The following is a 10,823-nucleotide window of genomic DNA, read 5'->3' as shown; positions in this document are numbered from 1 at the left end:
CCATGCGCACGGCTTCTATCATGAATTCCTGCGTGTACCGTGCTCTCGGATTACCCATCTTTCCTTCCTCCTCGCGTGAGTTTTACACACTCAGCAAGGGATCCATTTTTTACGGGCAAGCTCAGAAACCCCAGCGCTCCTCGGCGAACTCCAGTAACGAAACGCCTCGCCTGACAACCGCATTCGGCGACCACATTCATAATTCTGCGCAACGTTGTTCTCGCTGTAGCTGCCGGTCGCGTATTTTTTCTTCTTTTCAGAGAATGGCCGATTGCTCAGGGTCGCATTGACCGCGCAGGACAGCAGCAGAAGGTTGCCCAAGGAGTTCAACCACATCTGGCGCTTACGCTCTTGCCGACCGTCGAACGCGAAACGGCTGGTCCATGACGGGTCCTTCGGTGTCTGCGGGTAAATGTGTTCGATAGATGTAAACGAAGCGTCCTTCCAGCTGACCTTCGGAGGGTTCGTGGCACCCTGCGGCGACAGTTCATATTCGAAAAGCACTACTCGCGTGAAGTCCCATTCGTAGAACCCCTTGTCACGGTCGAGCCTGCGCTTCGCGGTGTCACTAAAGTACGCGAGGTCGAAATGGCCGGTCCAGCCGTGAAAGTCATCTTCCGGCAGACTGTGGTTGCGCACTTCGCCGTCGTAATTGTCATTCAACGCCCCGACAAACCGCGTTGCTAACCCCAGCGCCGCCGTGACACTGCTGCGGTCACCGGCGACTGCGTCCCTGGACAGCCGGTGCGCCTGCCTGTAAATATCCGCCTTCCCGGTATGGGCTCGCCGCTCGCTGATGTAGAACACCATTAAAATGAAGCGCTCGACCTGCTGTAGAAGCGGGTCAACCGGTGCGAAGCTGGCCTGCGCCGTCTCAGGCTGCGAGACGACGAGCGGGTTGATGGCGGCCAGAGCCTGGAAAGCAGCAAGAACCAACAACTTGAAAGAACCCCAGCGGAGCCGCTCGATTCGGCCGAGCCATAGGATGGTCTCCGGCGGCAGGTAGGGTTCCGGGTTGTGTATGTAATGCCAGAGCGTCGACGCCTGTCCGAGACTGCGGATGTAGTGCCGGATATCCGCACAAGGCTGACGCGGCGACGTACGAGGGTGTCGAGAGTTTCTGGCGTTTCGTAGCAGACTTGGGTCGCCCGGTCGAGCTGGCCGCCCTTAATGTTGGCATCGGTCTGGGCGGCGCATTCGTGGATACAAAGCTCGAGGACGAATTCCGACTCATCGCAATCAACGTCAACGGAACCGTCCACATGGCCAAACGCGTCGCGCCCCACATGGTCAAGAACGGAAGGGGCCGCATCCTCATCGTCTCTTCTGTATCAGCGCTACAACCAACGCCATACGAGACGGTTTACTGCCCATCCAAGGCGTTCGGATTCTCATTTGCAGAATCTTTGCGCGAAGAGTTGCGAGAAACCGGAGTCACGGTAACTGCCCCTGCTGCCCGGCGCGACCGATAGCGAATTCCGTGCGAACGCCGGAATGGGCAACACGTCGCTTGGCGGAGCAAAGTAAAACGACAAGACGTTGGTCGCGAAGCAAGGATTCGAAGCGCTCATGGACGACGTCGACCACGTCGTCGGCGGCGACGAGAAACCCAAGGGGGAAGCCGAGGCGAACCGAGGCCCGATTCCTGAACCCGTTAAAGCCGCGAAGCAGGCAAAGTACACGCGCCCCACTACTAAATAAGGAGAAACCGAATGTCGCTGATTAAAGGAGCCGTCACGGTCGTCTCCGGCGCGTCGTCTGGCATCGGTGCCGCAACCGCATCGCGCCTGGCGGCGATGGGTGCGAATGTCGTGCTGCTCGCACGGAACGAAGACAAACTTAAGCAATCCGCCCGTGCTTGTTTCTCCATCGTCTCGACGAGGGGTGCCGTCGGAGCGCAGTAACCTTAATCGAGATGTATGGAACCAGCGGCAAGCCGGAGATGATGTCGTTGTAGCGACTGTCAGCGTGGGTGCTCATAAGTCGTCCCATGCAGCAGATGCGTTCATTTGCGCGCGACTCACAACCGAGAGTCGAGTAGTTTCAGTGTTGCGGCGGCTGCTCCTTCGAATCCAACACCATGCAATGGGTTTGCATCTGGCTCCCGAAGATTTATTCGAATAAGTCGTTGGCGCGCATTTCGCTCGCTGAAGCGCCGCACCATGGGGAGTGCTTTCGCCGCGCCTACTTCCACGACGACCAGCTTCGATACCGATGAAATCCAAGCGTCCAGGCGCTCCCGTTGCTTTTCATAGGGCACGCCAACCCACCCGTAGTCCCCAAACATCAAAATATTTGGCCGCGCAAGCGCACCGCACCGGGGACAACGAGGCATTGGGCTTTCCAGCGTCGACGTCTCCTCGTTGACGATTGGATGAAATTCCGTGGCCGACCATGTGTCATTGGTGCAGACATCCATGCATTGAAGAGCGTGAATCGACCCATGGCATTCGTGGACCCGGCTTTCCAAGAACCCGGCCTTCTGGAACTGGCCGTCCACGTTGCTAGTGAACACGAAGGCGCCATGGACCATGCGGTCCGCCCACCTGCGCAAAATCGCGAAACCTTCATGCGGGACGGTCTCGCGGTAAAGCTTCAGGCGGTGTCCGTAGAAGCCCCAGGCCAACTCAGGATGTTTCGCGAAACTTGCAGGGTTTGCCATGTCCTCGAACGACAACCCTTGGTGCTGAAGTGCGGGATAGGCACGCCAAAAGCCTTCCCTGCCGCGAAAGTCAGGCAGGCCCGAATCGACACCCATACCCGCGCCCGCGGTAATTAGAAGCCCGTCGGCCTCTCGCAGCCAGGCGGCAGCTGTCTCCAGCTTCTCGTCTTGCGAATCGGTCACCTCTCACTCCAAATAGATTACGACGACTGTCGACGAAAATTACTTGGACGTTCCGCCCAGTAGCGTAAAACGGTTTCGCCAGTGGTGGGCCATGTCCGAGTATTGCGCATCGAGTTGATGCCGGTGAGTTCCGAAAAAGGTCCCTGCCGAAAACGCTAGGCGCTTCGGCGTAGTGGAAGCCAGCAGAGCCGCGACGGAAAAATCAATGAGAACCTTGTTCGGGCAGAGCGGAAGTCAACGACTTGAGCTATAGCGAACACAGCCCCGCCCGGCTTGGGGCATCGGACAGCAGTAGCGGTGAGGTATCATTGTGCGCATCACTCACCACAGGACGCGAAATCTGATGTCTGTAGATTCCAGCTGGTTGGGCCAAATTGAACGTGAGTGGGCACAACTTCGCCAGAGCGACCCGGCACTCGACATAGAAAAGTTCTTCCGGCACGTTGTGTCAGCGAACAAGGTTGGATTTCTTTCACTTGAATCAATCGCGGCCATTGCGAATGGCCTGCTCACAAGCCCGTTGCCGGGCGCACCCTATCTCGGCCGGCGCCTTCTTGAACGGGTTGGCCCTGACCGGCACCCGTCGCTCCGCGTCGCCCTTGCACTGTCTCTTGTCACGGAGACAGGTGGGCCTGCCGATTTCGAGGGCGGACACGTCATTCTGGGCGATGTCCTGAAGGACGATATGGCGACCGACCCGCTTCGCGGCATGGCGGCAGCGGCTCTTGCGGACAGCGCGAGGCTTGGTCGTGGCATGGACGCCGACCTTGAGATGGCCAAGGACATGTATGCCACGGCCTTGGAGCTTGGACACCGGTCGGCCGCGTATAACTTGGGCTTGTATTGGGAGGGACGCTGGGGTACGAGTGCTCCCGGCGACGTCGTCCCCGACAGCACAAAGGCGGCACAGGCCTACAAGCGTGGTGGTTCGAACGCAAAATGCGCCGCCCGCCTGGACGCATTGCGAACCCGTTCGAGTTAAGCCACGCCAATCGCGCGTGCCGACGCAAAAAAAGCGAGCTCTGTGTGCTCGCTTACACGGTCGATTAAGCGGCCGCAGCTTCCGGCGCAGCCGCGACATTCGTCGTCGTGCCCACCTTTTTGGCGCCAACCAGTTTCTTCGCCGGTGCCTTCTTCGCTACCGCCGCCTTTATCGCGGGTTTCTTCGCGACGACGACTTTCGGCTTGCTCGCAGCGCCAGAATCTGCAACTCCGCTAACGCTAGCAATCAAAAACTTTGCCCGGTCTTTCGCACCGGCTAGCCACGCCGGAGCCGGACCGCGCCCGCTCCAAGTCGCACCGGACTTCGCGTCGCGATACTTAGCCGGCTGCGGACCTTTCGGCTGACCCGTGCCAGCAGCGGCGCCGACTGACGACGAGACCTTCTTGCCCGCGGTCTTGGCCTTCTTCGCACTTGCCACGCCTGCAGCGACGACTGCATCGGCGCTACCCTCAATCAGGAATTTGCTGCGGTCTTTCGCGTTCGCAATCCAACCCGGGGCGCGTCCGTGTCCGGACCATATAGCCCCTGTCTTCGGGTCCTGATATTTCGCTGCGGACGGCTTGGCGATGACCGCAGATTTAGCTGCGGCTTTCGGTCCGCGTTTCTTTTCGCCAACATGCGCGTCAAGGTCAGCTGTCGTCAGGCCGTGCGTTGACATCAACTCGCGAATCTTTTCGATAACAGCGCTCGACTTCTTCGCGATGAGTGCGTCTGCTTGGTTCTGCAGTTTTTGGATTTTTGCTTGCAAGGATTCCAGGGGCGTCATTCGCACCTCCGTAGTTGAGATGCCGGCACTATGCCATGCGCGAGATGCATTGCGCTACTTCTAGCTGGATGGCCGAAGAGATACCGTGCTGCGAGAAATGGCTCATGTCGAGGAAGAGTCGCGCACAGTTCCGACTGCGACCAATCACACGCTATCGAGGGCCAGCAGTGGCAAATCAGTCGTGACGATGGTGTCCCCACCCACGGTGCCGACCGTGGTCATGCCATCGGCGCTCGTCGCGGTAACCGCCTTCATAGCCGTATCCGTAGCCATAGACTGGAGCCGGCGTGTAGCCCCCCGGGGCGGCGCCTCGTACACGACCGGAGGTGGCGCGACATATACGGGACCAGGGACGCCCAGAAAAACTCCGATGTCGACGTAAGCGAAAGCCGCGCTGGAAGCACAGGCAGCGAAAATTCCCACTGCGAGAAAAAGGGTAGCGCGCTTCATGGAGTTCTCCTGTCCTGCCCGGTTCTGGCGGGTGCCAGACAATGACGAACGACGCAGATTGTGGGGGTGCCAAGCCGATAAAACCTACTTTCTGCATTCGCTCAAGGGGCAGCGAAAGCTGCCCCGGCCGCCGCGACATCGGGGCGGCAAAGCCAAGAAACGCGGCCTCTCCAAGGAGCAGGTTCCAGTGCTCGTCGCCATCGCACGAGGCCAGCGGTTCACGGCAGACCGGGTGATGCCCACGATGAGCGCACGGGTGCTGGTGGAAACGCTACGCCCCGTCGTGACGCCCGACACTATTGTGTGCTCCGATGGTAACGCGGCGTATTACGCGTTGCCCCGAGAGCTGGGCGTCACCTTGAAGATGTTCAGCGCGTCCAAGCACGGCTCGCCTATCAATCCTTCCTTTCACGTACAAAACGTCAACAGCTACCACTCGCGCCTGAAGGGCTGGATTAACGTTCGTTTGCGCGGCGTGGCGACCAAGTACTTGCCCAACTACCTGGCTTGGCAGCGCATCCTGACCTGGTTCAAGGACGGCGTCACCTCCGAGCAATTCATAGCGTCCGCCCTTGGACGCCAACTCATTAACACGTAAGGCAGACAGCTCTAAAACTGCTTGGTGTCGGTGGGCTCTTGACTACGTGCCATGTTGGCTTGCAAAGTACCTATACGTCGCATAGTCGAAGGACTTCGTTTAATGAGTGTTGAGACCCTCCAGGAGAAGCTATGGCCAGTGTCGTACCAATCAGTCTCGAACACGCCCCCGGTTTTCGAAACGCACTCGATGCAGTTGCTCGGGAGCGCATCTATCTCGGGCAGACGGAAGCTCGTTCGCTTGAATGGGCAAACGAAGTTGTTGCGAATAATGTCAAGAACAATCATGCGCACTTCGTAGCGCTGCACGACAACGACGTTGTTGGCTGGTGTGACATTATTCCCCGCACGTTACCAGGTTTTGGCCATACTGGGGCGCTGGGCATGGGAGTAGTCAAATCGTTGCGAGGCTGCGGAATAGGCAAGGCTTTGCTATTAGCGACAATTCAGCGAGCAATCGAGACAGGTCTTACTCGCATCGAACTTGAGGTGTACGTCAGCAATACAACTGCAATCGAGCTTTATCAACGTAATGGCTTCATTGAAGAGGGCGTAAAACGGAAGGTTAGATTCCTTGATGGAAAGTATGATGACGTCCTTATTATGGCGATGGTGACCGTGTGAAGTAGTCCGATAGCTCTAGAACCAGTACGTTCCTTTATTCATAAGCCCTTTCGATTGAGCTGAATGCGCCAATTCGAAAGGGCTTTTTCAAGACGGTCGGCCTTTGCTAGTCACGGTGGCTAATGTCCGGCAGCGTCACCCGCCCGTTCGCATTACGATGCGCTTGGCCAGCCCCCCGCTTAGGCATCAGGTGTTCGACTCTTCGAGCATCCGTTGATACCGTTCCGTCCGCCCAGCCGCCCCCTTGTATGGCATTAGGGTGGACAAAATCAATACATAACGCGAACAGCGCCATTCTGCAACCGGCGGTCCCGCCGGTTTTGGAGGCTGATTACGACGCGCTCAGGGAGTCGCCCGAGACATGAACGCGCTCACCGACCTGGACCGGCGGCTGTGTCGAATAGTTGAAGTTCCGGTAGCCACCCAGACGAGTGTTAGCGGCGGTGTACAAGCGCCATTAGATGGCGGCGCAAAGTTGAGTAGAAGCGTCAACAACAGGGGCGGTTATGGGCCGCTGTTGTTGGGTGATGGCCATCAGAATGGATCGTCGATGTCGCGAGGGTGAGGATTGTCGGGAGGCGCGCGCTGTTCGTGCAGCAGGTCGTTTAGCGGAATCTGATAGTGCGAGGCGATACGCTCGCGTAGATCGTCGATGAGTTCCACGACGGCGAGCGCCTGATCTGCGGACCAGTTGTCCGGGATCAGGAAGTCCAGCGCGTGAGTGATGCCCGAAGGCAGGTGAAGGCGCTTCATGATTTCTTCTTCTCCAGGCGTGCCGCGCTGCGTTTCTTTGCGCGCTGCTCGGCCCGTTCACGTGCCTCCTTCACCCGGTAGGACTCGCCTTCGATCGCGACGACTTCGGCGCGATGCACCAGCCGGTCAACCAGCGAGACGACGCAGGCGGCGTTCGGAAACACCTCCGACCATTCTGCGAACGGCCGGTTTGTGGTGACCACGGTGCTCGCTGCGCCATACCGGCGGCTGATCAGCTCGAACAGCAGGTCGGCGTGGCGATTCGAGTAGGACAGGTATCCGACCTCGTCAATTACGAGCACGTCAGGCGTGGCGTACCGGTGCAGCCGCCGGCGTAACGCTGAGTCACTGTCAAGCGCGGCGAGCTCACCGAGCATCTGGCCAGCAGTTGTGAACAGCGCCGTGTGCCCGTTGACGAGCGCCTGGTAGGCGAGGTTCAGCGCCAGGGTCGACTTGCCCACGCCGTTCGGGCCGATCAGTACGACGTTGGCGGTGTCCCTGACGAACTCGAGCGACATCAGTTCTTCGACGGCGGCCCGGTCGCAGCGCGTGGGCCAGGCCCAGTCAAAGTCGCACAGCGGTTTGAAGCTGCCCAGATGGGCGTCCCGGATGCGTCGCTCGAGCGAACGGCGGGCACGCTCGTCTTCTTCCCACTGCAGCAGCGGCGCAATCCAGCCGGCGTCAGTGAGATCCGGCCAATGCGCCAGCAGCCCGTACAGGCGCAGGGCGTTCGCGCGCTCCTGCAGGTTCTCAGGCGAGCTCATCAGTACCTCCCGTTATCTGGTCGTAGATGTCGAGCCGGTGAGGGGTCACCAGCGTGTCCTTGCTACGCACGTGCTCGGGCAGGTTCACCGTCACTGGCGGCGGTACCTTGCGCGACCCGCGCCGACGCTCCAGCACCAGACGCACCGGATTCTGGTGAGGCGCGGCGTCGCTGGCGAGCGTTTCCTCGATCGCTGCCTGCAGTTCGGCTGCACCATAACGGTCGAGCAGCCGCAGCAGGTGGGCGGTGATATTGCCCAGATTGGCGCCGCGTTCAGCCGCGCGCAGCATGAGTGTGTGACTGGCCGGCGCTGCGCGGGCGAGATGATCGAGGCCGCGATGGTGACGCGCTTCGCGTTTGCGTGCAACGAGGGCGTCAATGTGCGCGGCAATCTCGATCTGCGCGCCGCGATCGTAACTGCGCACATGAGTTGCAAGCAGATTGGCGCCGTCGAGAATGCGCACCTGCCGGGGATCGGCCCGGACCGTGAGCACGCGCCGCACGTGGGTATGCGGGATCGTGTAGTCGTTCAGATCGAAGCGCACATACGGCTGCTTGCCGACCTTCACGGCCAGTTGCAGTTCGCAGGGATACGGGTTCTCCGGCAACGTAAGCAGGCTGGGCTGCTCGCGGGCGAAGGCTTCGCGCACCGTGATCGTGGGCTCTTCCCGGCAGGGACGATCCGCCGCCATGCCCGCGCACCATTGCGCGGCCTGGATGTTCAGATCGTCGAGATCGGCGAACTTGCGCGCGGCAAAGAAATTCTCACGTACATACCTGATAGCTCTTTCGACGCGTCCCTTCTCGTTTCCTCTGCCCACTGCCACGGGACGGGGCTCGAAGCGATGATGAGCGGCGAACGCGAGAAGCGTCGGGTTGAAGCGGATCGCATCACCCTGACGCTCGAGCACAGCGCTCCTGAGATTGTCGTAGAGGAGGATCCTTGGCAATCCGGACCACGCCGCGAACGCGCCGGCGTGGCCCCCCAGGAAGCTGTCCATGCGGGCATCGAGGAAGAAGCGCAGATAGATCTGCCGCGACCACGACAGCACCATGACGAAGGCCATGAGCGGCCGGCGCGCGCGCCCGATCTGCAGGTGATCGAAATGGGCCCAGTCAACCTGGCCCTGCTCTCCAGGCAAGGTGCGTAGCCGCAGATAAGCCTCTGGTGTAGGACGCGGACGGTGTACCGCGATCAGGTGCCGGAAATGATGAGGGTTGCCACGGTAGCCCCGCTCGGTGACCATCGCATACAGCCGGCTGGCCGTGAGCGACGGAAACCTCTTGAGCGTGTCATGGATAAACGGCAGGTAGGCATCGATCTGCGAAGGTCTGAGCATCCCGCCGACGCGGGGCAGACCGGCCTGCGCCAGCACGCGCTGGACCGTGCCACGGTGCACGTGCAACTGCCGTGCGATGGTGCCGCAGCGCCACTTCTCGACGTGGTAGTAGCGCAGGATCTGCGCCTCGAGTTCAACTCCAATGGTCATGGGTCACTTCCTGTGCAGTAGGTAGTAGTACGAACATCACGGAAGACCCGACGGCGTAATGGCCCGAGGCGCACGAAGTCCGGGCAGACGCAGTGGCAGAAATGGCAACGCTCAGGCACATCTGGGGCGGTGGCGGACACCGCTGCTGTTGCCGCCGACGTCGTCGAAGTCGGTGCCAGTAGAGCATCGGCGGCAGGTACAGCGGAACCCTGATGCGTCACTTTATCCTGGCGGTTGCGATAGCGGCGCATCCGTTCGGCATGCGCGAAGCGGCCGTGACGACTGCGCTGATAGCGCTGGCCGGCCACGCGCATGCTGGCCTGGCGTGCGACTTCAGAACAGTCACCGTCGCAGTAGATCTGGCCGCGGTCGCAACGGCGGCAAACGACGACCTGCGTCCGGCAGCGGGCGCACACGAACAGGCGGCCGGTGGCCGGCATCGGCAATCCCCGTCAATGCCGAAACGCTGTCGAGGGGACTGGTGGGTCGTGCCATACTGGCCCGGCACCCGTGCCCCATGCGCGTGTGGGGCTCGACATCGGAGTGAACTTGGCGGTTTGAGCCGGTGTCGGGCCTGTTTCTTCGGCGGTAAGCCTTCTTCTACCGCATCCCGACTTCAGCGTCACCACTTCCTGAAACGAGCCGCGTCGGGTGCGTCTGCACTCGCCCTACGGGCTCCTTCCGACGCACCCGGTAGCGCGCCTCCCCCTCTTCGCGCAAAACATTCCCAAACCGCTCAGCAGAGCATGACCATTCCGCATTTCTGATCGATGCCGCCGTTTAGTGTCGGCTTCTCACAGCCGTTCACAACGAGAGAGGCTGGTGCTGGCAACAGAAGCCAACGGCGCGATATTCCCGGCACACTGGCGATAAACGCCCCCACTGCGGCAAGGACATGGTTTGTGAGAAACGCGGGATAGACGTTCGCATCGAGATGGGTGGTCAACGGAGTGTCCGCCCGGCAGGTGAGCGCATAGTGGTGAAGTTTCCGCTTGCCTGACGGTAACGTCGCCCGGCTTGTGATGAGTACATGCGGCGGCAGCGGGCTAACTGAGCCGTCGGCGGCAACGCGTGCTGTCCACAGAGCGACGTCCCCGGGTGTGACGTCAATCGCTTTCGGTCTGCTGGGCATCGGAGAAAACACCGCGGCCAGCGAGCCCAGTTTTTCCGCGGCAGTGGCTGGCGCATTGCCCAGCGACTGGACGATGCCCCTGAAGAACGCTCCGTCTCCTGGCTGCCGCTCCCATTCCTTCCGCTTCGCGATGGGCACGAGCTCTTCACCGGATTCCGTGCCCATCCTGGTCCAGCAGAAAATTGGCGGCAGCTGCAGGTTCGACATGAGTATCCTCGCCATCAAAGGACAAGACCAAAGAATAGCCCTAAGCCGCAGCCAAAGCCTGACGCCCTAGGGAAACGCTGATTAATGAACTGTCGGATCGGCTTGCAGATCAAGACGCGTCAAATTTTCTGGATAACGAATCGAATCGACGCTCATTTCGGTGAATTTGGCTCGCAAACGAGCCCCTCTTCTC

14 protein-coding genes and 1 pseudogene are annotated in these 10,823 nt (G+C 60.2%); 6 read left to right on the top strand and 9 right to left on the bottom strand.

Annotated elements, in window-relative coordinates:
* Nucleotides 1-90: 90 nt before the first annotated feature.
* The gene (locus tag F6X40_RS40055) at nt 91-939 is read right to left on the bottom strand and encodes a DUF1524 domain-containing protein (RefSeq protein ID WP_187631687.1); all 849 of its coding nucleotides are present in this window, start codon (nt 937-939) and stop codon (nt 91-93) included.
* Nucleotides 940-980: 41 nt separating this feature from the next.
* Here F6X40_RS40055 and F6X40_RS41995 point away from each other — a divergent pair, with 41 nt between their 5' ends.
* The 3 genes from F6X40_RS41995 to F6X40_RS40045 all read left to right on the top strand — a co-directional run bounded on the left by F6X40_RS41995 (nt 981) and on the right by F6X40_RS40045 (nt 1,904).
* Nucleotides 981-1,472, top strand: a complete 492-nt coding sequence (locus tag F6X40_RS41995; protein WP_316251892.1) for an SDR family NAD(P)-dependent oxidoreductase — start codon at nt 981-983, stop codon at nt 1,470-1,472.
* A 97-nt stretch (nt 1,473-1,569) separates the two neighbouring features.
* Nucleotides 1,570-1,701, top strand: a complete 132-nt coding sequence (locus tag F6X40_RS42995) for a hypothetical protein (RefSeq protein ID WP_262421731.1) — start codon at nt 1,570-1,572, stop codon at nt 1,699-1,701.
* A gap of 11 nt (nt 1,702-1,712) precedes the next feature.
* Nucleotides 1,713-1,904: an SDR family NAD(P)-dependent oxidoreductase gene (locus tag F6X40_RS40045; protein ID WP_187631686.1), complete on the top strand. Its 192-nt coding sequence runs from the start codon at nt 1,713-1,715 to the stop codon at nt 1,902-1,904.
* On the opposite strand, the gene F6X40_RS43740 is transcribed toward F6X40_RS40045, so the two are convergent.
* Together F6X40_RS43740 and F6X40_RS40035 are read right to left on the bottom strand one after the other, a co-directional pair.
* Nucleotides 1,840-1,980, bottom strand: coding sequence for a muconolactone Delta-isomerase family protein (locus F6X40_RS43740; RefSeq protein ID WP_187631685.1), 141 nt, complete (start codon nt 1,978-1,980; stop codon nt 1,840-1,842). The two genes, F6X40_RS40045 and F6X40_RS43740, sit on opposite strands and share 65 nt — an antisense overlap.
* Nucleotides 1,981-2,020: 40 nt before the next feature.
* Nucleotides 2,021-2,758: an SIR2 family NAD-dependent protein deacylase gene (locus F6X40_RS40035; protein WP_187631688.1), complete on the bottom strand. Its 738-nt coding sequence runs from the start codon at nt 2,756-2,758 to the stop codon at nt 2,021-2,023.
* A 430-nt stretch (nt 2,759-3,188) separates the two neighbouring features.
* Here F6X40_RS40035 and F6X40_RS40030 point away from each other — a divergent pair, with 430 nt between their 5' ends.
* Complete coding sequence (locus tag F6X40_RS40030) at nt 3,189-3,827, top strand: sel1 repeat family protein (protein WP_187631684.1); 639 nt, start codon at nt 3,189-3,191, stop codon at nt 3,825-3,827.
* Between the two features lie 64 nt (nt 3,828-3,891).
* Here F6X40_RS40030 and F6X40_RS40025 read toward each other — a convergent pair whose 3' ends face one another.
* Both F6X40_RS40025 and F6X40_RS42990 read right to left on the bottom strand, forming a co-directional pair.
* On the bottom strand, nt 3,892-4,614 hold the full coding sequence (locus F6X40_RS40025) for an H-NS family nucleoid-associated regulatory protein (protein ID WP_187631683.1): 723 nt from the start codon (nt 4,612-4,614) through the stop codon (nt 3,892-3,894).
* A gap of 175 nt (nt 4,615-4,789) precedes the next feature.
* Nucleotides 4,790-5,064 (bottom strand): annotated as a pseudogene (locus F6X40_RS42990) (hypothetical protein).
* On the opposite strand from F6X40_RS42990, the gene F6X40_RS40020 reads away from it, so the two are divergent.
* Nucleotides 5,063-5,662, top strand: coding sequence for an IS1595 family transposase (locus F6X40_RS40020; protein WP_187631682.1), 600 nt, complete (start codon nt 5,063-5,065; stop codon nt 5,660-5,662). The pseudogene F6X40_RS42990 and the gene F6X40_RS40020 overlap by 2 nt on opposite strands.
* Nucleotides 5,663-5,793: 131 nt before the next feature.
* Nucleotides 5,794-6,285: a GNAT family N-acetyltransferase gene (locus F6X40_RS40015; protein ID WP_187631681.1), complete on the top strand. Its 492-nt coding sequence runs from the start codon at nt 5,794-5,796 to the stop codon at nt 6,283-6,285.
* Between the two features lie 534 nt (nt 6,286-6,819).
* Here the strand turns inward: F6X40_RS40015 and F6X40_RS40010 are convergent.
* The 4 genes from F6X40_RS40010 to F6X40_RS43735 all read right to left on the bottom strand — a co-directional run bounded on the left by F6X40_RS40010 (nt 6,820) and on the right by F6X40_RS43735 (nt 10,630).
* Nucleotides 6,820-7,038: a hypothetical protein gene (locus F6X40_RS40010; protein ID WP_187631680.1), complete on the bottom strand. Its 219-nt coding sequence runs from the start codon at nt 7,036-7,038 to the stop codon at nt 6,820-6,822.
* Nucleotides 7,035-7,802, bottom strand: a complete 768-nt coding sequence (gene istB, locus F6X40_RS40005; protein WP_187631679.1) for an IS21-like element helper ATPase IstB — start codon at nt 7,800-7,802, stop codon at nt 7,035-7,037. The genes F6X40_RS40010 and istB overlap by 4 nt, the downstream gene beginning before the upstream one ends.
* Nucleotides 7,789-9,291, bottom strand: a complete 1,503-nt coding sequence (gene istA / locus F6X40_RS40000; RefSeq protein WP_187631678.1) for an IS21 family transposase — start codon at nt 9,289-9,291, stop codon at nt 7,789-7,791. Before istA ends, istB begins: the two co-directional genes overlap by 14 nt.
* Before the next feature lie 736 nt (nt 9,292-10,027).
* Nucleotides 10,028-10,630, bottom strand: coding sequence for a hypothetical protein (locus tag F6X40_RS43735; RefSeq protein ID WP_410452711.1), 603 nt, complete (start codon nt 10,628-10,630; stop codon nt 10,028-10,030).
* Nucleotides 10,631-10,823 lie beyond the last annotated feature (193 nt).

The sequence above is a fragment of the Paraburkholderia sp. UCT31 genome (assembly GCF_014397655.1).
In the GTDB taxonomy this organism is placed as follows: Bacteria; Pseudomonadota; Gammaproteobacteria; order Burkholderiales; family Burkholderiaceae; genus Paraburkholderia; species Paraburkholderia tuberum.
This window is presented reverse-complemented; position numbering and strand designations above follow the sequence as displayed.